Origin of the sequence: Brevibacterium sp. CS2, assembly GCF_005280295.1 — a bacterium.
GTDB classification, from domain to species: domain Bacteria; phylum Actinomycetota; class Actinomycetes; order Actinomycetales; family Brevibacteriaceae; genus Brevibacterium; species Brevibacterium pityocampae.
Genome location: NZ_CP040020.1, coordinates 205,263 through 228,243, shown reverse-complemented (window position 1 = coordinate 228,243; position 22,981 = coordinate 205,263). Strand labels below are relative to the sequence as shown.

Here is a 22,981-nt window from a genome sequence, read left to right as displayed (position 1 = left end):
CCGGTTCGAGGAGGAACCCTGAAGTGAGCGACACCCCCAAGACCATCACCCAACGCGGGCTCTGGTTCGACGAGATGGAGGTCGGCACGGTCTACAAGCACGCGCCGGGCCGCACCATCACCGAGGCGGACAACACGTGGTTCACCGCGGTGACCATGAACACTCAGGCGCTGCACCTCGACGCGGCCTTCGCGGAGACCGAGCCGTTCGGCCAGCGGCTGGTCAACTCGATGTTCACGCTCGCCACGCTCGTCGGGCTCTCGGTCTCCCAGCTCACGCAGGGCACGATCGTCGGCAACCTCGGCTTCTCCGAGGTCTCATTCCCCAAGCCCCTGTTCCACGGTGACACCCTCTACGCGGAGACGACGATCCTCGACAAGCGCGAATCGAAGTCCCGCCCCAACCAGGGCATCGTCACCCTCGAACACATCGGCCGCAACCAGCGCGGCGAGGTCGTCGCCAAGGCCGTCCGCCAGACCATGGTCTTCACCTCCGCGCACGATCCGCAGAACCCGGAGGTTACCGCATGAGCGCCGCCGACACCCCGAACACCGGCCCCGCCGACTTCGACTTCGCACCGGCCTGGCTGTTCGTCCCCGCCGACCGCCCCGACCGCTACGCCAAGGCGGCCGAGCGCGCCGACATCGTCATCATCGACCTCGAGGACGCCGTCGCCCCCGCGGACAAGGCCGCCGCCCGCCAGTCGGTCGCAGAGAACCTCCTCGACCCAGCCCGCACGGTGGTGCGCATCAACCCGCGCGACACTCAGGAGTTCGCCGCCGACCTCGAACTCCTCGCCTCCCTGCCCTACACCCACGTCATGCTGCCCAAGGCGGAATCCGCCGCGGACTCCGCACCCCTGTCCGACTACCGCGTCGTCGCGCTCATCGAGACCGCCCGCGGCGCCGTCAACCTCTCCGAAATCGCCGCCGCCCCCGAGGTCGCCGGCCTCATGTGGGGCTCCGAGGACCTCATCGCCGACCTCGGCGGCGGCTCCTCCCGGCTGCCCTCCGGCGGGTACCGCGACGTCGCGCTCCATGTCCGCTCGCAGACCCTGCTCACCGGGCGCGCCCACGGCAAGTGGGTGCTCGATTCGATCTGGGCCGATATCCATGACCTCGACGGGCTCGCCGCCGAGGCGCTCGACGCGGTGGAGAGCGGCTTCGCCGGCAAGGTCTCCATCCACCCCAAGCACATCCCCGTGGTCCGCGACGCCTACCGCCCCACCCCGGAGCAGCTCGCCTGGGCGCGCGCCGCGCTCGAACTCGCGGAGACCTCGGCCGGGGCCTTCAGCTACGAGGGCAAGATGATCGACGCCCCGCTGCTCAAGCACGCCAGCCACATCGTCGCCCGCGACCGCTGACGCACAGCCGCCCACGGAATAATCACCGGGCCGCGGGTGTCCTACACGGTATGCAGACTCTCACTCTGGCCGCCGGGTGCTTCTGGTGCCTCGACGCGGTCTACCGCCGCACCCGCGGCGTGACCGAGGTGATCTCCGGATACACCGGGGGAGAGGTCCCCAACCCGGACTACTACTCCGTGTGTGCCGGCATCACCGGCCACGCCGAGGCGCTCCAGGTCACCTTCGACGAGACCGTCGTCCCCACCGAAGTCGTCCTGGGCATGTTCTTCACCGGCCACGACCCCACCTCGCTCAACCGCCAGGGCAACGACGTCGGCACCCAGTACCGCTCCGCGATGTTCTACCGCGACGAGGACGAGAAGCAGCGCTTCGCCGCCGCTATCGAACAGGCGCAGGAGCTCTTCGACCAGCCCATCGTCACCACTCTCGAACCCCTCGGCACCTTCTACCCCGCCGAGGAGGTCCACCAGGACTTCTACTCGCGCAACCCGTACAACGGCTACTGCACGTACATCATCGACCCCAAGCTCGCCCGGGCCCGCGCCGGCTTCGCGGAGTGGATGTCGTGAAGCACTTCGAGGACCCCGTCCTGCAGGCCATGGCCTCCCGCCGCTCGGTGTCGAAGGTCGGACCCGCCACCCCCACCGACGCGGAGATCGCCGACCTCCTCGCCGCCGTCACCCCCGTCGCCGACCACAAGGCGCTGCGCCCCTGGCGGCTCCTCCTGCTCCGCGGCGACGACCGGTTGCGCCTCGGCGAGGCCCTCGACACCGCCTCCGGCACCGAGCGCGCTCCCGGCGAGCACAACCCCAAGCCGCTGCGCGCCGAGCTCCTCATCGCCGTCGTCTCCTCGCCGACCGAGAACCGCAAGGTCCCCGCGTGGGAGCAGCACGCGACCGCCGCCGGTGCCGCCCACCTCCTCGAGCTCGCCCTGTTCCAGGCCGGGTGGGGCGTGATGTGGCGCTCCGGCGTCCAGGCGAACGCGCCGGCCGTCCGCGCCCTTCACGGGCTCACCGAGGACGAGCTCCTCATGGGGTGGCTCTACGTCGGCGACATCGACCCCGCCTTCCGCGAGAAGCTCGCCGCTTCCAACCGCCCGCCGCTCGATCCGGCACCGTTCCTCGGCCGCCTTCCGGACCCGACGCCGAGGTGACCCGCACCCGCCCGGACTCCGCCGTCGACGAAGCGAAGCTCCCCACCGACATCTGGGTGCTCGTCGCTGGGGCGTTCATCGTCGCGATCGGCTACGGGATCATCGCGCCCGTCCTCCCGCAGTTCGCCGAATCCTTCGGCCTCGGGGTGACCGCCGCGACGATCGTCGTGAGCTCCTTCGCGTTCTTCCGGCTCGTGTCCGCACCGGCCGGCGGCAGGCTCGTCAACCGGCTGGGCGAACGGCCCGTCTACGTCACCGGCCTCCTCATCGTCGCCGCCTCGACCTTCGCCGTCGCCCTCGCCCAGACGTACTGGCAGCTCCTCCTCTTCCGTGCCCTCGGCGGGCTCGGCTCGACGATGTTCACCGTGTCCGCGATGGCGCTCATCATCCGCCTCGCCCCGCCCACCGCCCGGGCGCGCGCCGCCGGCCGCTACGCCACCGCCTTCCTGCTCGGCAACATCGCCGGCCCCGTGGTCGGCGGCCTCATGGCCGGCTGGGGCATGCGCGTGCCCTTCCTCGTCTACGCCGCCGCCCTCGTCGCCGCCGCGGCCGTCGTGTACTTCCGGCTCGGCCGCAACGAACGCCTCCTCGCCGCCGAACAGGCCGCCCAGGACCAGGACGACCGCGAGCCGGCAGGCCGGGACCAGGCCACTGACGGCGGGGACACCGGGACCTCTGCCGCGGCGCCCGCAGCACCCCAGCCCGCCCCCCCAGCGCCGCCGAGCCCACCGCACCGGCCGAGCCCGCATCCGACCGCTCGGTCATGCGGTTCCGCGAGGCCTGGCGGGACTCCGCCTACCGGGCAGCACTTGTCTCCGGGGCCGCGCACGGCTGGACGTCCATGGGCATCCGGGTGGCGATCTACCCGCTGTTCGCCCTCCACGTGCTCGGCGCGGGTGCGGCCGTGTCCGGGCTCGCGCTCACCGTGTTCGCGCTCGGCAACACCTTCGCGGTGGCCGCGGTGGGCCGCTGGGCCGACCGCCTGGGTCGCCGCCCCTTCATCCTCACCGGCCTCCTCATCCTCGGGATCAGCACCCTCGCGCTCGGCTTCTCCGCCTCGATCACGATGTTCTTCGTGCTCTCCGTCATCGCCGGGATCGGCGCCGGGCTGCTCAACCCCTCCCAGCAGGCCGCTGTCGCCGACGTCGTCGGCTCCCACCGCGCCGGCGGCGTCGTGCTCTCCCGCTACCAGATGGCGATCGACACCGGCGCGATCTTCGGCCCGATCATCGCCGGCCTGCTCGCCGAATCGATGGGGTACTCCGCGGCGTTCATCGCCTCCGGCGTCGTCGTCCTCATCGCCTTCGCCGTCTGGCTCGGCGGCCGCGAGACGCTGCCCGCCCGCAACCCCCGCCCACCAGTAGGGAAACCCCGACCCGGAACCGGGGAGAACCCTGAGCGCGCGCCGAGCGCCCGACCCCTAGACTTGAGTGCGATCATCCCCGCCGGCGAAGGGCTCCCGTGAACCAGCTGACCCGCATCAGTCTCAAGAACCGGGCCCTCATCGCCCTCATCTCCCTGTGCGCCGTGATCTTCGGCGTGATCGGGGCCGGTGCGCTCAAGCAGGAGCTGTTCCCCTCCTTCGAGCTCCCGCAGTCGTTCATCTCCGCCCAGTACGAGGGCGCCTCGCCCGAGGCCGTGGAATCCGAGGTCGTCGAACCCCTCGAGGCCGCGCTCAACGGCGTCGAGGAGGTCGAATCGGTGTCCTCGGTGTCCTCGACCGGCTCCGCCCAGATCACCGTCGAGACCGCCTATGGCACGAGCTCCGACGACATCGTCCGCTCCCTCCAGCGCGCCGTGTCCCAGGTCGAGTCCCAGCTGCCCGACGGGGTCGAGCCCACGGTGATGTCCGGTGGGCTCGACGACTTCCCGATCATCGTCTTCTCCGTCGCCGGCGGGGAGGACACCGACCAGCTCGCCGCCGACCTCGAGGACATCGCGGTCCCGGAGCTGCGCGACATCGAGGGCGTCCGGCAGGTCGAGGTCGCTGGTGACCTCCCGCAGGAGGTCGCGATCACCGTCCGCGAGGACGACCTCGAGGACGAGGGCGTGTCCGTCGACCAGCTCGCCTCGATCCTCCAGGCCAACGGCGTGCCCACCTCGGCCGGTGCGCTCGAGACCGGCGAGGGGTCCGCCCCCGTGGAGATCGGCACCCGGATCCGCAGCGTCGAGGCGATCGCCGACATCGCTCTCGCCGGACCCGACGGCCCCGTGCTCGTCCGCGACGTCGCTGACGTCGAGCTCCGCGACGAGGAGGCCACCTCGATCTCCCGCACGAACGGCGAGCCCTCGCTCACCCTCTCGGTGTCGAAGAAGCCGGACGCGAACACCGTGGAGATCTCCAACGCCGTGATCGCCGCGCTGCCGGAGATCACCGACACCATGGGCGGCGACGTCGAGTTCGTCACGGTGTTCGACCAGGCGCCGTTCATCGAGCAGTCCATCGAGGACCTCATGACCGAGGGTCTGCTGGGCCTCGTGTTCGCCGTCGTCGTCATCCTCGTCTTCCTCTTCAGCGTCCGCGCGACGATCATCACCGCGATCTCCATCCCCCTCTCGCTGCTCGTCACCCTCATCGGCCTGTGGCTGGGCGGGTACACGCTCAACATGCTCACCCTCGGAGCGCTGACGATCTCGATCGGCCGCGTCGTCGACGACTCGATCGTCGTCATCGAATCGATCCGCCGCCGCCACTCCCTGGGCGGCTCGAAGTTCTCCAACATCCTCGCCGCCGTCGGCGAGGTCGCCGGCGCCATCACCGCCTCGACCCTCACCGCGGTCGCCGTGTTCCTCCCGCTCGTCTTCGTCTCCGGGCAGACCGGCGAGCTGTTCCGGCCGTTCGCGATGACCGCGACGATCGCGCTGCTGAGCTCGCTGCTCGTCGCGCTCACCATCGTCCCCGTCCTCGCCTACTGGTTCCTCCGGGCCCGCGAGAGCCGGGTCAGGCTCACCCGGGAGCAGAAGGCCCGCGTGAAGTCCGACCGGAAGTCCGCGCTCGCGGAATGGAAGGCCGAGCGGAAGGCCGCCCGCTCCCGTGAGGTCGACGTCGAGAACCCATCGGGTCGGCACTCGACGTCCGAGCTGCCCATCGTCGGCCCGCGGACCGACGACGAGGCCGCCGAGGTCGACGAGCTCGCGAGCCTCAAGTCGCCGGTCACCCGTCTGCAGAAGACGTACCTCCCGGTCATCGGGTTCACCACCCGGCACCCGGTGATCACCGTCGTCGCCTCGCTCCTCGTCCTCGTCGCGACCTTCGCGATGACCCCGCTGCTCAAGACCGAGCTGTTCGGCGACACCGGAGAGGACAGCGTCCAGGTCATGCAGACCTTCGAGCCGGGCACCGAGCTCGAACAGGCGGGCAGGGACGCCGAACCGGTCGAGCAGGTCATCGCCGACCACCCCGACGTCGAGTCCTACCAGCTCTCGATCGGCGGCGACCTCGCGTTCGGCGGCGGTGCGACGACCGGCAACTACTTCGTCAACATCGCCCCCGGCACCGACACCGGTGCGTTCGGCACCGAGCTCCAGGAGCAGCTCGACGAGCTCACCGATGTGGGCGACGTCGAGGTGCTCGCCGGCGGCACCATGCCCGGTGGCTCGACGATCGACGTCACCCTCACCGCGAACGACCCCGACGAGCTCGAAGCCGGCGCCGAGGCGCTCACCACGGAGCTCGAGGACCTCGCCGAGGTGCAGTCGGTGTCGACCGACCTCGAGGCCGTGCAGCCGATCATCGAGGTCGACATCGACCGCGAGGAGGCCGCGGACAACGGCCTGTCGGAGTCCGAGATCGGCAGCCTCGTCGCACGGGCGATGCGCGGCCAGCAGCTCGGCGACGTCGTGCTCGACAACATCTCCCACCGCGTGCTCCTCTACGACGGGAACGTCGAGACGGTCGAGGAGCTCCGCGACTTCGAGATCACCTTGCCTGCGCAGCCGGCCGCAGCTCCCGCTCCGGCAGCCCCCGCCCCCGGCGGTCCCGAGGGTGGGGCCGGCGGCCAGGCACCGGGGGGTCAGGCTCCCGGCGGCGGGGCGCAGGCACCCGGCGGTGCTCCCGCTGTGCCGGCCCCGGAACCGGAGCCGGAGACGATCACCCTCGACGAGGTTGCCGACGTCAACGAGGTCATGACCGCGCCGACGATCACCCACTCCGACGGTCTGCGCTCGGTCACGGTGAGCGTCACCCCGGCCGGCGACGACCTCGGCGCGGCGAGCACCGCGGTCACCGGTGCTCTCGACTCCGCCGAACTGCCCGACGCGGTGAGCGCAGACATCGGCGGTGCGACCGCGGAGCAGACCGAGGCGTTCACCCAGCTGGGCCTCGCGATGCTCGCCGCCGTGCTCATCGTGTTCGTCATCCTCGTCGCGACCTTCAAGTCGCTGCTCCAGCCGCTCATCCTCCTCGTGTCGATCCCGTTCGCCGCGACCGGGTCGATCGGGCTGCTGCTGCTCACCGACACCCCGCTCGGCCTCACCGCGATGATCGGTCTGCTCATGCTCATCGGCATCGTCGTGACGAACGCGATCGTCCTCATCGACCTCATCAACCACTTCCGCGCCCGCGGGGTGCCGCTGCGCACCGCGGTGGTCCAGGGGTCGCGCCTGCGCTACCGGCCGATCCTCATGACGGCGGCGGCGACGATCTTCGCGCTCGTCCCCATGGCGCTCGGCCTCACCGGCGGCGGCGTGTTCATCTCGAAGCCGCTCGCGATCACCGTGATCGGCGGCCTGGTGAGCTCGACGATCCTCACGCTCGTCCTCGTCCCCGTGCTCTACCAGCTCCTCGAGGGCATCAAGGAGCGCCGGGCGGAGAAGCGGGCGATCCGCGACCTCACCCGTGGGCAGGTCATCGACGAGGCCGAGGCCGCCGAGGACGCCCGCCGCGAGCAGGCGCGCTCCGAGCGGATCCGCGCCGAGGCCGCCGCGAGTGGCGGGGCTGGTGCGGGTACCGGGGCTGGCGCTGGTGCGGGGGTTGACGGTGCTGCGGGCGGCGCCGGCGACGATGGCACCGCCGGTGCGAGCACCGCGGCTGCTGGTGCCGGGGCGACCGGAGCACTCGGCGATGCAGGGAGGGCCGACGACTCCGGGTCCGCTGGAACGACGGATTCCGATGCCGCCGCCGGGCATGCGGACGACGGTCCTGTGACCCGGGATCGCACGGACGGGCCCGCAGCTCGGGATCGCACGGACGGCCCCGGCCACGACGGCGGGCGCGGCACCACCGGCGGCGGTTCGACCGCCCGGTGACCCCGATGGCCGACGAGACCGCTCACCCCGAGGTGGGAGGCCAGGCGGGCCCCCGCCTCGGGCGGCCGCGGTGGGGGTGGGAGCTCACTCTCGTCGCCGCGCTCGCCCTCGGCCAGTCGGCGGTGTACGCGCTCGTCCGGCTCATCGACATCTCCACCCGCGGACCGCTCACCGAGGCCCAGGCCCGGCTCAACGTCGAGGCATCCCCGCGGCCGTGGTTCGACCTCGTGTACCAGCTCCTCGGCATCGGGTTCGCGCTCGTGCCGGTGCTCCTCGTCCTGTTCCTCCTCAACCGCGACCGGGTGTGGGCGGCCACCGGTGCCGACCTCGGCGGCGGGCCAGTTGCCCTGCGGGGGCTCGGCTTCCGAGGGAGCCGGAAGGCGGACGCCGTGCGCGGTGAAGGCGCGGCGGACATCCGGCCGGCGACCACCCGCATGGGATTCGATCTGCGGCGTCCCGGCTGGGACCTCGGGACGGGCACTGCGCTGTTCCTCGTCATCGGGATCGGCACCCTCGGCGTGTACGCGGCCGGCCGGGCGGCCGGGCTGACCGCGGAGATCCTCCCGAACAACCTCTCCGCCTACTGGTGGACGGTGCCGGTGCTCCTGCTGTCGGCGGCGAAGAACGGGATCCTCGAGGAGGTGCTCCTCCTGGGCTACGGCGTCGACCGGCTCGAGAAGCTGCGCGTGCGCCCGTGGACGATCATCGTCGGCCTCGCGCTGTTCCGCGCCTCCTACCACCTGTACCAGGGGGTGGGGCCGTTCGTCGGGAACGTCCTCATGGGGCTGCTGTTCGGCTGGCTCTACCTGCGGTGGCGGCGTGTCATGCCGTTCGTCGTCGCCCACACCCTCATCGACGCCGTGGGCTTCCTCGCGCCGGGCATCCTCGCCGCCGTCGACCCGCTCTGAGAGCGCCGGCCGCTCAGAGGGTGATGGGGCCCCGGGGGGTCTCGAAGGTCACCGACATCAGCCCCGGGGTGCCGTGCGGGGCGGTCCAGGCGATGCTGATCTCCGGGATCGGCTTGGGCTCGTCGGTTCCCAGCCACTCGCGCAGCCGGTCGCGGTCGCCGGCGATCTCGAGTGCGGAGATCGTCACGCCGGACTCCGCGCCACGCGCCGAGGGGTGCTGGGTTGCGGGGGAGAGCCAGTGGATGAAGAACGGCAGCTGAGGGTCGGCGATGAGGCCCTTGACGCCGATCTGCTTCCACAGCAGCTCGACCCCGTCGTCGGGGGTGCGGTTGCCGTCGACGGCCTTGCGCTCGAGGCGGTCCTCGACCGGAGCGAGGTCGCTCACCGACACGCACCAACCCATCCAGCCGCCGCCGAGCTCGCTGCGGGCGCGCACGGCCTGGCCGAACGGGGTGCTCAGTGCGGCGGGGTGCTCGAGGGCTTCGACGACCTCGAGGTAGTGCCCGTCGGCGAGCGGGAAGATGAGGTTGCGGGTGCCGAACCGCGGATGGACTCCGCCGTCGTACGGTTCGATCCCGAGCTTCTCGGAGATCCGGGCCGCGGTGGCCTGCAGACCGTCGTGTTCGCTGGCGAAGGAGACATGATCGAGATGCATGCCACGAGAATCGCATATCGCGGACCGGACCGTGAGTTAGGTCACCCTAACTCGCTTTCTGTGGCGCGCGTCACTCTCTCGTGCGTGCCCGGCTGAGCACCTGCGCCCGGTTGATCCCTGAATGCGACTGAGGTGCCGATCCAGTGCGGATTCCCGTGGGAAACCGCACTGGATCGACACCTCAGCGGAGGAGCGGAAGCTCAGCTCACTCGACGTCGCGGCCCTGGCGGCCTTCGCGGTCGTCGGGCTCGGAGGGCTCGCCGGCGGCCTGGAAGCGCTCGAGCGAGGCCTTGACCTCCGCCTCGGCCTCCTCGCGGCCCACCCAGTTCGAGCCCTTGACGAACTTGTTCGGCTCGAGGTCCTTGTAGTGGACGAAGAAGTGCTCGATCGCGTCGCGGGTGAAGGAGTCGACGTCGTCGATGTCCTGGATCGCGTCCCAGCGGGGATCACCGGCGACCACGGCGAGGACCTTGTCGTCGCCCCCGGCCTCGTCGGTCATCTTGAACATGCCGATCGGGCGGACGTCCACGCCGCAGCCCGGGAACACCGACTCGGTGAGCAGCACCATGACGTCGAGCGGGTCGCCGTCGAGGCCGAGGGTGTCCTCGAAGTACCCGTAGTCCGTGGGGTAGGCCATCGAGGTGTAGAGGTAGCGGTCGAGCTTGACGTGACCGGTCTCGTGGTCGACCTCGTACTTGTTGCGCGAACCCTTGGGGATTTCGACGGTGGCGAGCAGTTCCATGCGGACTCCTAGAAATGATGTGCGAACGGGGTGCACGACGTGCTGTGTGCGGCGCCACGAGCATTGTGCGACTCCACTAGCATAATGAAGGGCGAGCCGCGGCCCGCAATCGGTCCACGCGCCGCGCACCGCGTCATCACAGCGGCGCAGGACCGGTGCCGCTCCCCGAGGTGCCCGCCGGGACCGCCCGGCCCGCACCACCGCACAGCACGCCAGCGCACACGACAGGACAGGACGGTCACGTGGAGGACACCCGAGGCAGCCGCCGCGACGCCCGGCGCCGCGACCGGCGCCGTTCGCGTGCCCTGCCGCTCACCGCCGGCGCCCTGGCTCTGGCGCTGGTGGGCTACGGGACCGCCGACGCCTTCGACGTGGCCCCCGGAATCCTCACCCTCGACCCGCCGATCACCGTCCAGGCGCTGCCGCAGCCCCAGGCCGACGCGGCCCCCGCCGAACCGGTGAGCACCCTGCCGGAGTCCGCCCCGATCCCGCAGGACCTCGCCTCGCGCATCGATCCGATCCTCGACCAGGACGGGATGACCGGCGGGTTGAGCATCGACATCCGCGACGCGATGACCGACGAGGTGCTCTACACGGCGGATGAGAACAGCGCCAAGACCCCGGCCTCCGTCACCAAGGTCCTCACCGCCGCCGCCGCGCTCGGCACGATCGGCGCCGACACCCGCTTCCGCACCGAGACCCGCCTCTCCGGCCAGTCCGACGCCGGCGCCACGGTGCACCTCGTGGGCGGGGGAGACGTGCTGCTGGGCACCGGGGAGTCGAAGCCCGACGGCGTCATGGGCCACGCCGGGCTCGGCACGCTCGCCGCGGACACCGCCGCCGCTCTCACCGAGGCCGGCATCGACACCGTCACCGTCGCCGCCGACCTCTCCCGCTACTCCGGGCCCGCGTTCAACCCCGGCTGGGACCGCGCGGACATCGGCAACGGCTACATCTCACCCATCGAACCCCTCATGACCGACTCCGGGCTCACCTCCACCCAGCGCGGCACCCCCCGCCAGGAGGACCCCGCCCAGGTCGCGCTCGACGCCTTCGCCGCAGCCCTCGAAGGCCACGGCATCGCCGTCGACACGGCCGAACCCGCTCCTGCACCCGAGGGCGCCACGGACCTCGCGTTCGTCGAGTCCGCGCCCGTCGCCGGGGTGGTGCGCCACCTCATGCTCGCCAGCGACAACGTCGTGTCCGAGGCGATCGGCCGGGAGGTCGCGCTCGCCCTCGGCCGCCATGGGGCCGCCGCCGAGGCGCCCGCCGCGGTCATCGACGCGCTCGCCGCCCAGCAGCTCGACACCGGCTCGATCGAGCTCTCCGACACCTCCGGACTCGACTACGCGAACCGCATCTCCGCGCACGACCTCACGACGATCCTCCAGGCCGCCGCGGCCACCGATGGCGACCTCTCCCTCCTCCTGCCGAGCATGCCGGTGGGCGGACTGTCCGGCACCCTGTTCGACCGCTACCTCGACGAGGACACCCGGGACGCCGCCGGGAAGGTGTCGGCGAAGACCGGCACCCTGCGCACAGTGACCTCGCTCGCCGGCGCCGTGCTCACCGCCGACGGCCGGCTCATCGTGTTCTCGATCCTCGCCGACGACCTCGACCCCGGCACCGCCGGCCGCGCCCGGCAGGTCGTCGACGAGGCGGTCACCGCGATCGCCGACTGCGGGTGCCCGTGAACCTCATCTCCGTCCCCGCCGTCACCGCTGCCGCCCGCGAGCTCATGCCGCCCGGCGCGCTGCCGGACCCCGCCGAGGCGCGCGCCCTCGTCCACGACCTCCGCGAGGCGGCGGAGACCTCGACCGACCTCGTCCTCGACGCGATGCGCCTGGCGCCCGCGGTCGAGGACGCCGCCCGGGTGCGCCTGGCCGCCGGGGAGACCCGCGTGGTCGACCGGCTCGGCTGGGTGCAGGCCAACGCGGAGACCTTCGCGAGCCTTCTCTCCGGCGCGCAGCCGGGCGAGTCCGGCGGGGCGCGGGAGCGCGGCACGGCGCGCGGAGGAGTGCCCACGCCGGGCGGCACCGCCGGGACCGGACCCAGCGGCTCGCGTGGAACCGGGCCCGAGGGTTCGCGCGGGACCGTGCCCCAGGGTTCGCGCGGGACCGTGCCCCAGGGTTCGCGCGGCCCCGGCATGCTCCGGCGGCTGCGGGACCGCTCGGCGCGCACTACGGCCTCGGTGGAGCTCGGCGGGGCGCTCGCGCTCGTCGGCTCCCGGGTGCTCGGCCAGTTCGACCCCTTCGCCGGGGAAGCTGGGGTGCTCTACCTCGTCGCCCCGAGCGTGTGGGAAGTCGAGCACGCCCTCGACGTCCCGCCGCGCGACTTCCGGCTCTGGGTCGCCCTCCACGAGCGCACCCACCACGTCCAGTTCGCCGCCGCGCCCTGGCTCGCCGATCACCTGCGCTCCCGGATCGACGGACTGCTGAACCCGCTGCTCGGCGCCGAGGCCGGCGACGAGTTCCTTGACAGCCTGCGCGCCCTGCCCGATGCGCTGCGCGAGGGCGAGAGCCTCCTCGATGCGGTCGTCGGACCGGAGCAGGCCGCCGCGGTCGAGGAGATCGGCGCCCTCATGAGCCTCCTCGAAGGCCACGCCGACGTCCTCATGGACACCGTCGGCCGGAAGGTCATCCCGCGCGTGGGCCGGATCCGCCGGGCCTTCGACGCGCGGAGGCGTTCGGCCACCGGGATCCGCGCGATCGTCTCCACGCTGCTCGGCATCGACGAGAAGATCGCCCAGTACGCCCGCGGTGCCGCGTTCGTCCGCGCCGTCGTCCGCGATCGCGGCCACGACGGGCTCGCCGCCGTGTGGGAGGCCCCCGAGCTCCTGCCGAGCGCGGCGGAGATCGCCGAGCCCGCACTCTGGCTCGCCCGCGTGCCCCGCCCCGGCGACGCCTGAGGCTGCTCCGATGGCAGGACCACGGCCGAGGCGGCGGCGATGACGGGACCGGCAGGATGACCGGGTCGGCAGGAAGTCGACTGCCGCGCCTGGACAGGGCCACCGCGGAGATCCGCAACGCGGTGCGCGCCCTGCTCGCCGAGGCGCCCGCCGACTCACCGGATCACCCCGCCGTCGCGGCCCCGGCCCCGCCGCACGAGCAGGAGCCCGCACCGGAGTTCGTCCTCGCGGTGTCCGGGGGAGCGGACTCGATGGCGCTCGCCGCCGCCTGCGCCCACCTCGGCACCCGCCCGGACCCGGGACCGAGCCTCCGCTCAGGAGCTGGCACCGCTGTCGGCACCCGCCCGGACCCGGGACCGAACTCCGCACCAGCAGCACCCGCTCCCCGCTTCCACGCCGTCGTCGTCGACCACGGCCTCCAGGACGGCTCCGCCGCGACCGCCGCCGCAGTCGTCGAGCGCCTCACCGCCCTCGGCCTGTCCGCCGAGTCCATGCGCGTCGCCGTCGACCCCGCTCACGGCGGCATCGAGGCCGCCGCCCGCACCGCCCGCTACTCCGCCCTCGAACGCATCCGCGCCACCCGGGGAGCAGCGGCGATCCTCACCGGGCACACCCGCGACGACCAGGCCGAGACCGTGCTCCTCGGGCTGCTGCGCGGCTCCGGTGCCCGGTCCCTGGCCGGCATGCGGTCCCGCTCCGGGTACCTGTGGCGGCCGCTCCTCGACATCACCCGCGCACAGACCCGGGCCTCCTGCGCCGCCTCCGGCATCCCCGTATGGGAGGACCCGATGAACGCCGACCCCCGGTTCGCGCGGGTCCGCGCCCGCACCCGCGTCCTGCCCGTGCTCGAGGCCGAGCTCGGCCCCGGCGCCGCCCGCGCGCTCGCCCGCACCGCCGCCCTCCTCGCCGCCGACTCCGACGCACTCGAGGCGCAGGCGGCGGCCGCCCGCCCGGCCCATACCTCGGGCCCGGAGGTGCACGCGAGCGCTTCCGGACTCCCGCAGGCGGTGCGCACCCGGGTGCTGCGCGACTGGCTGCGCGAGCACGCCGGCACCGCGCAGGAGGTCGGCGCCCACCACGTCGAGGCGGTCGACGATCTGCTCACCGGGCGGCGCCGCGGCGCGGTCTCGGTGCCCGGCGCCGCGGAGGTGCGGCGGACCGCCGGCGGAGGGCTGATCTTCACCCTGCTCGGCCTGCCGGCCCCCACCGGTTCTGGGATACGCTGAGACCGGACCCCGAGCATCGCGCACAGCACCGAGGAGCTGACACAGTGGATCAGAACGACCTGGGCACCGACATCGAGAAGGTGCTGGTGACCGAAGCGCAGATCGCGCACCGCCTCACCGAGATGGCCTCCGACATCGACCGCGATTACCAGGGCAGGGACGTGCTCCTCGTCGGCGTGCTCAAGGGTGCCGTCATGGTCATGGCCGACCTCGCCCGCGCACTCCACTCCCGGGTCCGGATGGACTGGATGGCCGTGTCCTCCTACGGCTCGGGCACCAAGTCCTCCGGCGTCGTGCGGATCCTCAAGGACCTCGACACCGACCTCAAGGACCAGCACGTGCTCATCGTCGAGGACATCATCGACTCCGGCCTCACCCTGTCGTGGCTGCTGTCGAACCTCCGCTCCCGCGGCGCGGCCTCGGTGGAGATCTGCACGCTGCTGCGCAAGCCGGAGGCCGTCAAGGTCGAGCTCGACGTGCGCTACGTGGGCTTCGACGTGCCCAACGAGTTCGTCATCGGCTACGGCCTCGACTACGCCGAGCGCTACCGCAACGTCCCCTTCGTCGCGACGCTCGCCCCGCACGTCTACCAGTGACCCGCCGCGGCCGCGAGCCGCGGCACGAGGCCGAGGCGCGAGGCCGAGGCACGGTGCCGAGGCGCGGGCGCCTCGGCACCGGTGGCCCACCGGCGCTGCGGTCCGCCGCCACCTGGCGGCTCCAGCCCTTCCGCTCCGTCACAGGGATTCCCAACCCACTCGGGTAGGCTGACCGTGCTCCGAACCGATCCGTCTGCCTGAGAGGACCCATGGCCGAGACCAAGAAGAGCGGCACCGACGTCAAGAAGCTGGCGCGCGGGCCGCTGATATGGATCATCCTGGCCATCATCATCGTGTCCTTCGGCACCATGCTGCTGTCCGGTGGCGGGTTCCAGCGGATCGACACCGATCAGGGGCTCAAGCTGCTCTCCGACGGCAAGGTCGAGCAGGCGAAGATCGTCGACAACGACCAGCGCGTCGACCTTGTTCTCACCGAGGACTTCACCGTCGACGACCGCGAGTACGGCACGCAGGTGCAGTTCTACTACGTCGAACCCCGCGGCGAGGCCGTCGTCGAAGCCGTGGAGCAGGCCGCCCCGGAGCAGGGCTACACCGACGAGGTGCCCCGCCAGTCGTGGCTCACCACCCTGCTGCTCAACATCGTCCCCTTCATCATCATCATCGCGATCTTCTGGTTCCTCCTGTCCCAGATGGGCGGCGGCGGCAAGATCATGAGCTTCGGGAAGTCCCGCGCCAAGCTCGTCAACAAGGAGAACCCGGACGTCACCTTCGCCGACGTCGCCGGCGTCGACGAGGCCCTCGAGGAGCTCGAGGAGATCAAGGAGTTCCTCGCCGAGCCGAAGAAGTTCCAGGACGTCGGGGCGAAGATCCCCAAGGGCGTCCTCCTCTACGGCTCCCCGGGCACCGGCAAGACCCTGCTCGCGCGCGCCGTCGCCGGCGAGGCCGGGGTCCCGTTCTACTCGATCTCCGGCTCCGACTTCGTCGAGATGTACGTCGGTGTGGGCGCCTCCCGCGTGCGCGACCTGTTCGAGCAGGCGAAGAACAACTCGCCGTGCATCATCTTCATCGACGAGATCGACGCCGTCGGCCGCCAGCGCGGCGCCGGCATGGGCGGCGGGCACGACGAGCGCGAGCAGACCCTCAACCAGCTCCTCGTCGAGATGGACGGCTTCGACGCGACGAGCAACGTCATCCTCATCGCCGCGACCAACCGCCCCGACGTCCTCGACCCCGCGCTGCTGCGCCCGGGCCGTTTCGACCGCCAGATCTCCGTCGAGGCCCCGGACATGAAGGGCCGCCAGCACATCCTCGAGGTCCACTCCCGCGGCAAGCCGCTGGCCCCCGACGTCGACCTCGCGATGGTCGCCAAGCGCACGCCCGGGTTCTCCGGCGCGGACCTGGCCAACGTCCTCAACGAGGCCGCGCTGCTCACCGCGCGGATGAACAGGACCGTCATCGACAAGTACGCCGTGGACGAGGCGATCGACCGCGTCATCGCCGGCCCGCAGAAGCGCACCCGGCTGATGAACGACAAGGAGCGGCTCGTCACCGCCTACCACGAGGGCGGGCACGCGCTCGTCGCCGCGGCGATGAACCAGACCGACCCCGTCACCAAGGTCACGATCCTGCCGCGCGGCCGGGCCCTGGGCTACACCATGGTCATGCCGACGGAGGACAAGTACTCGACCACCCGCAACGAGCTGCTCGACCAGCTCGCCTACGCGATGGGCGGCCGTGTGGCCGAGGAGATCGTCTTCCACGACCCGACCACTGGGGCGAGCAACGACATCGAGAAGGCGACCGGGATCGCGCGGAAGATGGTCACGCAGTACGGCATGAGCGAGAAGGTCGGCATGGTCAAGGTCGGCGAGGACAACTCCGAGCCGTTCGCCGGCAAGGGCTACGGCCACGGCGTCGACTACTCCGAGGACACCATCAGGGTCATCGACTCCGAGGTCCGCAGCCTCATCGACGAAGCCCACGCCGACGCCTACTGGGCGCTGACGACCAACCGCGACGTCCTCGACGCGCTCGCCCACGAGCTGCTCGAGAAGGAGACGCTCGACCAGCACGAGCTCGCCGCGATCTTCGCCCCCGTCACCAAACGCCCCGTGCGCGAGGTGTGGCTCGCCAACGACGACCGCCCGGTGTCCGAGCGCGGCCCCATCCCGATCCCGGAGCGCCGCCTCAACCCCTTCGAGCCCGAGGTCATGGCCGGCGGCTCGCACGCGCCGGGTGCCGGTGGTCAGGGCGGCCCCGGTCCCGACGGGCCGGGCGCCCCGGGTGCCGGCGGTCAGCCGCCGGTGCAGCCGGGCCCGACCCCGCCGGGCGCCGACCCGCAGCCCCCGCACGAGGGCCACGGCGGCGTGCCCCCGCAGGGCCCGACCCAGCCCCCGGCCGGACCCGCAGGCCCCGGCACCGTGCCGCCGCACGGCGGGCCCACGCCTCCGGACACCCAGGGACCCGTGCCGCCGCAGGGCCCGGTGCCCCCGCAGGCCGGGCCGCAGGGACCGGACGCCGGGCCGCAGGGACCCCAGGGCCCCGTGCCCCCGGAGAGCGGACCCCAGGGCCCGGTGCACTGACATGGTCGACCAGCCGCGCATCGAGGCCGCCGTGAGGGAGATCCTCGCCGCGATCGGCGAGGATCCCGACCGCGACGGCCTCAAGGGCACCCCGGCCCGCGTCGCCCGCGCCTACGAGGAGATCTTCTCCGGCCTCGGCCGCGACGCCGCCGAGGTGCTCGGCGTGTACTTCGACGTCGGCTACGACGAGATGGTGCTCGTCCGCAACATCGAGATGTACTCCACCTGCGAGCACCACCTCGTGCCCTTCCACGGTGTGGCCCACATCGGCTACATCCCGGGCACCGACGGGTACGTCACCGGGCTGTCCAAGCTCGCCCGGCTCGTCGACATCTACGCCCGCCGCCCGCAGGTGCAGGAGCGGCTCACCGCGCAGATCGCCGACGCGATGGTCACCCACCTCAACCCCGCCGGCGTCATCGTCGTCGTCGAGGCCGAGCACCTGTGCATGTCGATGCGCGGCGTGCAGCGCCCCGGCGCCTCGACGATCACCTCCGCGGTGCGCGGCCAGCTGCGCGACGGGGCCTCCCGCGCCGAGGCCATGAGCCTGATCCTTGGGAAGTGAGCCGATGCGGACGCAGATCATGGGCGTGCTCAACGTCACCGCGGACTCGTTCTCCGACGGCGGCCGCTGGCTCGACTTCGATCAGGCGGTCGGCCACGGCATCGCGCTGCTCGAGGCCGGTGCGGACATCATCGACATCGGCGGGGAGTCCACCCGCCCCGGCTCCGTCCGGGTGCCCGAGGACGAGGAGCTCGCCCGCGTCGTCCCCGTCACCCGCGAGCTCGCCCGGCAGGGTGCGGTGATCAGCGTCGACACCATGCGCGCCGCCGTCGCCCGGGCCGCACTCGACGCCGGCGCCCGCATCATCAACGACGTCTCCGCCGGGCTCGCCGACCCCGCGATGCTCGGCGTGGCCGCCGAATCCGGCGCCCCCATCGTTCTCATGCACTGGCGCGGCCTCCTCACCGACGCCCACGCGGAGTACACCTACGACGACGTCGTCGCCGAGGTGCGCACCGAGCTCAGCGAGCGGATCGACGCCGCGCTCGCCGCCGGGATCGCCGAATCCGACATCATCCTCGACCCCGGCCTGGGGTTCTCGAAGAACGCCGAGCACAACTGGCAGCTCCTCGCCGGCCTCGACGCCTTCACCCGGATGGGCTTCCGGCTGCTCGTCGCCGGCTCCCGCAAGCGCTTCCTCGCCTCCCTGCTCGACCCGCAGGACCCGGCCGGCGTGACGAACACCGACCGGGACTCAGCGACCGCCGCGATCAGCGCCTACTGCGCCCGCGCCGGGGCCTGGGCGGTGCGCGTCCACGAACCGCGCAGCTCCCTCATCGCCGTGCAGGTCGCCGAGGCGCTCGCCGAGCACGCCGCCCGCGCACCCGAGCTGCCGCTCGACCCGGCCGGGGCGGAGGACTCCCCGCGCCCGGAGGCGGCAGTCGGGCCGGGGACCTCCCGCCCGGCCCCCGGCACCCGACCGGACTCCGAGGTCCCCTGATGGACCGGATCCGGCTCACCGGGCTGCGCGCGTTCGGACACCACGGGGTGTTCGACCATGAGCGCACGGACGGGCAGGAGTTCCTCGTCGACCTCGAGGTGCCCGGAGACCTCTCCACGGCCGGGCGCGGCGACGCGCTCGCCGACACCGTCGACTACGGGGTGCTCGCCGAGGAGGCCGTCGCGGTGATCACCGGGGAGCCCTTCGACCTCATCGAGAGCGTGGCGGAGGAGATCGCCCGCCGCTGCCTGGCCCACTGCGCGCAGATCACCGTCACCGTCCACAAGCCGCAGGCCCCGATCCCGCACGCCTTCGCCGACGTGTCCGTCACCGTCACCCGCTCCCGAGGTGCGAGCAGCGCCGGCAGCCGGCCCGCCGGGACCGGTGAGGCGCAGGCCGGGATCGCGCGCGGCGGAGACGCGGCGGGGGAGGGATCGGCGCGCGCTGTCCTCGCCCTCGGGGCGAACCTCGGCGAGCCGCTCACCGCGCTCCGCACCGCGGTCGCTGCGCTCGAAAGACACCCGCACATCACCGTCACCGCGGCCTCCCACGTGTACCGCACCGCACCCGTCGGCGGGGTCGAGCAGCCCGACTTCCTCAATGCCGCCGTCCTCGTCGACACCGCACTCACCCCGCTCGAACTCCTCGGCGTCGCCCAGGGGATCGAGGTCGCCGCCCACCGCACCCGCGACGTCCGCTGGGGCCCGCGCACCCTCGACATCGACCTCATCCGGTATGCCGCACCGGGTGCCGAGCTCGACGACCCGGCGCAGCAGACGCGCCTCGCGCTGCCCCGCCTCGACCTGCCCCACCCGCGGGCCGCCGAGCGCGCCTTCGTCCTCGCCCCCTGGGAGGAGATCGCCCCCGGCGCTCGGGTGGAGGTCGCCGGTGCGGCCGTCGGCCTCGCCGAGGCGATCGCCCGTGCCGCCGACGCCGGCGGGGTCGAGCGCACCGCGGACACCCTGGGGCCTGCGGTTCCGGAACCGCCCACCTCCCCGGCACCGCAGCCGGCTCCCGGGAGTGAGGAGGCGCGATGAAGCAGACCACCTCGACGCAGCTCTTCAGCTGGGGGTTCGTCGGACTCCTCGCCTCGCTCGCGTTCCACTACGTGTGGGAGTCGCTCGGCCAGGCGCTGCCCGGCCTGCCGTGGCCGGCGATCCTCGGGATGATCGTGCTCTCCCTCGTCCTCCTCGTCCTCGGCTGGCCGATCAAGAAGTGGAACGACGGCGACCGCAGCCGCGACATCGACCACGTCGCCGCCGCTCGCACGGCGATGCTCGCCAAGGCCGCCTCGCTCACCGGGAGCCTGCTCACCGGCTGGTACCTCGGCGCCGCCGCCTACCTGTTCATCAGCGCCGCCGGGGTGCGGGCGAGCGCCGCACTCGGCATGCTGCTCGCCGTCGCCGCCTCGGCGATCCTCATGATCGTAGGGCTCATCGTCGAGTCCTACTGCACCCTGCCACCCGACGACACCGCAGGAGCCGATCCCGCATGACCGACATCGAGTTCGTCCCCGTCAGCCGCAAGCTCATCTGGGTCCACCTCATCGGCCTGCTCATCGGGATGCTCCCCTTCCTCGTGCCGATGGTCGTGCTCGGCGTGATCTTCGAGGCCGTGCGTCCGTGGATGTGGGCCGCCGCCGCGGTGTGGCTCGTCATCCTCGTGTGGAGCGCGATCGTCCTCATCCGCCAGGTCGGGCGGCTCGGGTACGCCGAGCGCCCCGACGACCTGCTCATCCGCCGCGGCATCCTCTTCCGCTCGACCACCGTGGTGCCGTTCGGGCGGATGCAGTTCGTCGACGTCAAGTCCGGGCCGATCGAGCGGCTGTTCGGGCTCGCCACCGTCGAGCTCCACACCGCCTCCGCCGCCACCGACGCCTCGATCCCCGGACTGCCCGCGGCGGAGGCCGAGCGCCTCCGCGATGCGCTCGCCGCCCGCGGCGAGGCCCGGCTCGCAGGGCTGTGATCGCCGATGACCGGAACGCCTGAACCCGGACTGCCCGAACCGCGTGTGCCCGAGCCCGGAGCGCCCGCCCGCGAGGTGCCCGCCTCCGGAACGCCTGAACCGGGGTCCTCGGCCCCCGACTTCACCGAGTGGCGGCGCGTCCATCCCCTGACCCCGGCACTCAAGAGCTGGCTGTTCATCCTCGCCGCGATCGGCGTGCTCCTGGCGCAGAGCCAGCAGTTCCTCCAGGAGCTCGTCACCGGCCGGTTCACCGGGACCAGCGGGCTCCTCGAGTGGCTGTTCGCCCACCCGCTCGCGGTGCTCGGCATCCTCGGCGGCCTCATCCTGCTCCTCGCACTCATCGGGTTCCTCAACTGGCTCGTGTGGCGGCGCACCGGCTACCACATCGACGACGAGGCGATCTACCTGCGCAAGGGCCTGCTCAACCGGCAGCTGCGCACCGCCCGGCTCGACCGGGTGCAGTCGATCGACATCAACCAGCCCCTCGTGCCGCGCCTGTTCGGGCTCGCGAAGCTGCGCTTCGACGTCGCCGGCGGCAAGGACTCCTCCGTCGACCTCGAATACCTCGGCCGCGACCGCGCCGAGGCGCTCCGGGACGCGCTCCTCGAACGTGTGCGGGCGCTCCGTGCGGCCGAGGACAGCCGCCTCGCCGGCGGCCCGGCCGGTGCCGGTCCTGGTGCTGGACATGGCGTCGGTCCCGGCACCGCTTCCGGCGCCGGCCCCGGAGGAACGTATCCCGGCGGTGCCGACCGCCCCGACGCCGTGAGTGCCGGGGGCGGGGTCCCCGGCGGCCCGGGAGCCGGCCCACCGGCCGCCGGGGCACCGACCGACCCGCACCTCGGCCCCGGTGGCGGCCCCGGTGGCGGTCCCGGAGCCCATCCGGGAGGCCACGCGGCGGGTGCTACGGGCAGCGCGCATGCGCCGGGTGCCGGACACGGCCGGGCGAGTGCCGCCTCGGCGCCGGGGGCGAACCTCGGCAGCCGGCTCATGGCGCGGATCGAACCGACCGCGGCCGGAGTGATCGGCGACATCGGCGGCACCCTCACCGACGTGCTCAGCCCGTACCGGGTGCGGGCGGGCGCCGACGACGACGGCCGGATCCTCCGCATCCCCGCCCACACCGTGCTGCTCTCCGGGCTGCTGTCGACCGGCACCCTCGTGACGCTCCTGTTCGTCCTCGCGGTGCTCGCCGGGTTCGTCGTCCTCGCCGTGCTCGGCCGCTGGGAGGCGATCACCGGAAGCGTGGTCGCGATCATCCCGCTCTTCGCGGCCGCCTACGGCATCGTGAAGAAGTCCTTCGACGAATCGAACTTCTCCGTCGCCGTCACCCGCGACGGGCTCGCCGTGACGCACGGGCTCACCACGACCACGCGCCGCATCATCCCGCTCGACCGGATCCAGGCGGTGCGGCTCTCGCAGCCGCTGCTGTGGCGCGGCCCCGGCTGGTGGCGCGCCGAGTACACGATCGCCGGGCAGGAGGGGGAGAAGAACTCGACGACCCTGCTGCCCGTCGGCTCGCTCGACCAGAGCCTCATGATGCTCGGGCTCGTCCTCCCGCACCCGGACGTGCCCGACGGCGTGAGCGGCCGCGAGCTCATGGTCGAGGCGATGTACGCCGGCCCCGCGCCGGGCGCGGATGCCGAACCGTCGGATGCCGACGGTCCGGGTGCCGAGAAGCCGGACGTCGAGGGGCCGCATGCCGAGCAGGGGAATGCCGGGGCGCGCGCCGCCGCCGCGCTGTTCCACCACCAGGACCGGGCCTCGCGCTGGCTCGACCCGCTGACCTTCCGGCGCAACGGCTGGGTCCGCACCGGCAGCATGCTCGTCATCCGCTCCGGCCGCTTCGACCGGCGCGTCGACTGCGTGCCGCATGCCCGCGTGCAGTCGATGCGGATGTTCGCCGGGCCCATCCAGCGAGCGCTCGGACTCGCGAGCGTCGATCTCCACTCCACCGCCGGCCCGGTCAAGCCGCAGGTGAGCCACCAGACGGCGGCGACGGCGGAGGAGTTCTTCTTCGAGCACGCGGAGATCACCCGGCAGGCCCGCGCCGCGCTCGACGCGCACACGGGCGGGCCGGATGTCATGGAGCCGCATAGCGGAGGGCCGAATGCTGTGGAGCACGGCCCGCTCCGTTAATTGGAGTTACAGACTCCGAATTAGGTACGGT

Annotated in this window: 20 protein-coding genes and 1 pseudogene; 19 read left to right on the top strand and 2 right to left on the bottom strand. The window is 72.5% G+C overall.

What is annotated here, in order from left to right; genetic code table 11:
* Positions 1-74: 74 nt before the first annotated feature.
* From FDF13_RS01060 to FDF13_RS01030, 8 genes and pseudogenes are all read left to right on the top strand, one after another.
* Positions 75-530, top strand: a complete 456-nt coding sequence (locus FDF13_RS01060; RefSeq protein WP_175407007.1) for a MaoC family dehydratase — start codon at positions 75-77, stop codon at positions 528-530.
* Entirely contained in the window at positions 527-1,363 is an 837-nt protein-coding gene (locus FDF13_RS01055; RefSeq protein WP_137318071.1) for a CoA ester lyase, read from the top strand. Before FDF13_RS01060 ends, FDF13_RS01055 begins: the two co-directional genes overlap by 4 nt.
* A gap of 50 nt (positions 1,364-1,413) precedes the next feature.
* Positions 1,414-1,935, top strand: a complete 522-nt coding sequence (gene msrA, locus FDF13_RS01050; protein ID WP_137318070.1) for a peptide-methionine (S)-S-oxide reductase MsrA — start codon at positions 1,414-1,416, stop codon at positions 1,933-1,935.
* A complete protein-coding gene (locus tag FDF13_RS01045) occupies positions 1,932-2,519 on the top strand; it encodes a nitroreductase family protein (RefSeq protein ID WP_254668847.1) in 588 nt (195 codons plus the stop codon). Before msrA ends, FDF13_RS01045 begins: the two co-directional genes overlap by 4 nt.
* Positions 2,516-3,319 (top strand): annotated as a pseudogene (locus FDF13_RS15065) (MFS transporter); the annotation flags it as partial. The gene FDF13_RS01045 and the pseudogene FDF13_RS15065, both read left to right, overlap by 4 nt.
* Positions 3,283-3,984, top strand: a complete 702-nt coding sequence (locus FDF13_RS15060; protein ID WP_254668846.1) for an MFS transporter — start codon at positions 3,283-3,285, stop codon at positions 3,982-3,984. The pseudogene FDF13_RS15065 and the gene FDF13_RS15060, both read left to right, overlap by 37 nt.
* A complete protein-coding gene (locus tag FDF13_RS01035) occupies positions 3,981-7,766 on the top strand; it encodes an efflux RND transporter permease subunit (RefSeq protein ID WP_137318069.1) in 3,786 nt (1,261 codons plus the stop codon). The genes FDF13_RS15060 and FDF13_RS01035 overlap by 4 nt, the downstream gene beginning before the upstream one ends.
* Before the next feature lie 5 nt (positions 7,767-7,771).
* The gene (locus FDF13_RS01030) at positions 7,772-8,674 is read left to right on the top strand and encodes a CPBP family intramembrane glutamic endopeptidase (protein ID WP_137318068.1); all 903 of its coding nucleotides are present in this window, start codon (positions 7,772-7,774) and stop codon (positions 8,672-8,674) included.
* A gap of 13 nt (positions 8,675-8,687) precedes the next feature.
* On the opposite strand, the gene FDF13_RS01025 is transcribed toward FDF13_RS01030, so the two are convergent.
* Together FDF13_RS01025 and FDF13_RS01020 are read right to left on the bottom strand one after the other, a co-directional pair.
* Positions 8,688-9,329, bottom strand: coding sequence for a VOC family protein (locus tag FDF13_RS01025; RefSeq protein WP_137318067.1), 642 nt, complete (start codon positions 9,327-9,329; stop codon positions 8,688-8,690).
* A 205-nt stretch (positions 9,330-9,534) separates the two neighbouring features.
* Positions 9,535-10,071 carry an inorganic diphosphatase gene (locus tag FDF13_RS01020; RefSeq protein ID WP_137318066.1) on the bottom strand — a complete coding sequence of 179 codons (537 nt, stop codon included), beginning with the start codon at positions 10,069-10,071 and terminating at the stop codon, positions 9,535-9,537.
* A gap of 242 nt (positions 10,072-10,313) precedes the next feature.
* Between FDF13_RS01020 and dacB the strand changes: the two genes are divergently transcribed.
* The 11 genes from dacB to FDF13_RS00965 all read left to right on the top strand — a co-directional run bounded on the left by dacB (position 10,314) and on the right by FDF13_RS00965 (position 22,950).
* On the top strand, positions 10,314-11,765 hold the full coding sequence (dacB, locus tag FDF13_RS01015; RefSeq protein ID WP_175406792.1) for a D-alanyl-D-alanine carboxypeptidase/D-alanyl-D-alanine-endopeptidase: 1,452 nt from the start codon (positions 10,314-10,316) through the stop codon (positions 11,763-11,765).
* Entirely contained in the window at positions 11,762-12,979 is a 1,218-nt protein-coding gene (locus tag FDF13_RS01010; RefSeq protein WP_137318065.1) for a zinc-dependent metalloprotease, read from the top strand. Before dacB ends, FDF13_RS01010 begins: the two co-directional genes overlap by 4 nt.
* A gap of 56 nt (positions 12,980-13,035) precedes the next feature.
* On the top strand, positions 13,036-14,205 hold the full coding sequence (gene tilS, locus FDF13_RS01005) for a tRNA lysidine(34) synthetase TilS (RefSeq protein WP_137318064.1): 1,170 nt from the start codon (positions 13,036-13,038) through the stop codon (positions 14,203-14,205).
* 44 nt (positions 14,206-14,249) lie between these two features.
* On the top strand, positions 14,250-14,801 hold the full coding sequence (gene hpt, locus FDF13_RS01000) for a hypoxanthine phosphoribosyltransferase (protein ID WP_137318063.1): 552 nt from the start codon (positions 14,250-14,252) through the stop codon (positions 14,799-14,801).
* A gap of 209 nt (positions 14,802-15,010) precedes the next feature.
* Complete coding sequence (gene ftsH / locus FDF13_RS00995) at positions 15,011-17,344, top strand: ATP-dependent zinc metalloprotease FtsH (protein ID WP_137318062.1); 2,334 nt, start codon at positions 15,011-15,013, stop codon at positions 17,342-17,344.
* A 1-nt stretch (position 17,345) separates the two neighbouring features.
* Positions 17,346-17,909, top strand: coding sequence for a GTP cyclohydrolase I FolE (gene folE / locus FDF13_RS00990; protein WP_137318061.1), 564 nt, complete (start codon positions 17,346-17,348; stop codon positions 17,907-17,909).
* Positions 17,910-17,913: 4 nt separating this feature from the next.
* A complete protein-coding gene (folP, locus tag FDF13_RS00985) occupies positions 17,914-18,849 on the top strand; it encodes a dihydropteroate synthase (RefSeq protein WP_137318060.1) in 936 nt (311 codons plus the stop codon).
* The gene (gene folK, locus FDF13_RS14915; RefSeq protein WP_137318059.1) at positions 18,849-19,886 is read left to right on the top strand and encodes a 2-amino-4-hydroxy-6-hydroxymethyldihydropteridine diphosphokinase; all 1,038 of its coding nucleotides are present in this window, start codon (positions 18,849-18,851) and stop codon (positions 19,884-19,886) included. The genes folP and folK overlap by 1 nt, the downstream gene beginning before the upstream one ends.
* Positions 19,883-20,344: a DUF3180 domain-containing protein gene (locus FDF13_RS00975; protein ID WP_137318058.1), complete on the top strand. Its 462-nt coding sequence runs from the start codon at positions 19,883-19,885 to the stop codon at positions 20,342-20,344. The genes folK and FDF13_RS00975 overlap by 4 nt, the downstream gene beginning before the upstream one ends.
* Positions 20,341-20,814 carry a PH domain-containing protein gene (locus FDF13_RS00970; protein WP_137318057.1) on the top strand — a complete coding sequence of 158 codons (474 nt, stop codon included), beginning with the start codon at positions 20,341-20,343 and terminating at the stop codon, positions 20,812-20,814. The genes FDF13_RS00975 and FDF13_RS00970 overlap by 4 nt, the downstream gene beginning before the upstream one ends.
* 6 nt (positions 20,815-20,820) lie before the next feature.
* Positions 20,821-22,950, top strand: coding sequence for a PH domain-containing protein (locus FDF13_RS00965; RefSeq protein ID WP_137318056.1), 2,130 nt, complete (start codon positions 20,821-20,823; stop codon positions 22,948-22,950).
* Positions 22,951-22,981 lie beyond the last annotated feature (31 nt).

Bases quoted from the DNA above. Each gene is read 5' to 3' on its own strand.
- FDF13_RS01030 (WP_137318068.1), top strand. From the start codon at position 7,772: ATGGCCGACGAGACCGCTCACCCCGAGGTGGGAGGCCAGGCGGGCCCC.
- FDF13_RS01055 (WP_137318071.1), top strand. From the start codon at position 527: ATGAGCGCCGCCGACACCCCGAACACCGGCCCCGCCGACTTCGACTTC.
- tilS (WP_137318064.1), top strand. From the start codon at position 13,036: ATGACCGGGTCGGCAGGAAGTCGACTGCCGCGCCTGGACAGGGCCACC.
- folP (WP_137318060.1), top strand. From the start codon at position 17,914: ATGCGGACGCAGATCATGGGCGTGCTCAACGTCACCGCGGACTCGTTC.
- FDF13_RS01025 (WP_137318067.1), bottom strand. From the start codon at position 9,329: ATGCATCTCGATCATGTCTCCTTCGCCAGCGAACACGACGGTCTGCAG.
- FDF13_RS00965 (WP_137318056.1), top strand. From the start codon at position 20,821: ATGACCGGAACGCCTGAACCCGGACTGCCCGAACCGCGTGTGCCCGAG.
- FDF13_RS00975 (WP_137318058.1), top strand. From the start codon at position 19,883: ATGAAGCAGACCACCTCGACGCAGCTCTTCAGCTGGGGGTTCGTCGGA.
- FDF13_RS01020 (WP_137318066.1), bottom strand. From the start codon at position 10,071: ATGGAACTGCTCGCCACCGTCGAAATCCCCAAGGGTTCGCGCAACAAG.
- folK (WP_137318059.1), top strand. From the start codon at position 18,849: ATGGACCGGATCCGGCTCACCGGGCTGCGCGCGTTCGGACACCACGGG.
- msrA (WP_137318070.1), top strand. From the start codon at position 1,414: ATGCAGACTCTCACTCTGGCCGCCGGGTGCTTCTGGTGCCTCGACGCG.
- folE (WP_137318061.1), top strand. From the start codon at position 17,346: ATGGTCGACCAGCCGCGCATCGAGGCCGCCGTGAGGGAGATCCTCGCC.
- ftsH (WP_137318062.1), top strand. From the start codon at position 15,011: ATGGCCGAGACCAAGAAGAGCGGCACCGACGTCAAGAAGCTGGCGCGC.
- FDF13_RS01060 (WP_175407007.1), top strand. From the start codon at position 75: ATGGAGGTCGGCACGGTCTACAAGCACGCGCCGGGCCGCACCATCACC.
- FDF13_RS00970 (WP_137318057.1), top strand. From the start codon at position 20,341: ATGACCGACATCGAGTTCGTCCCCGTCAGCCGCAAGCTCATCTGGGTC.
- FDF13_RS15060 (WP_254668846.1), top strand. From the start codon at position 3,283: ATGCGGTTCCGCGAGGCCTGGCGGGACTCCGCCTACCGGGCAGCACTT.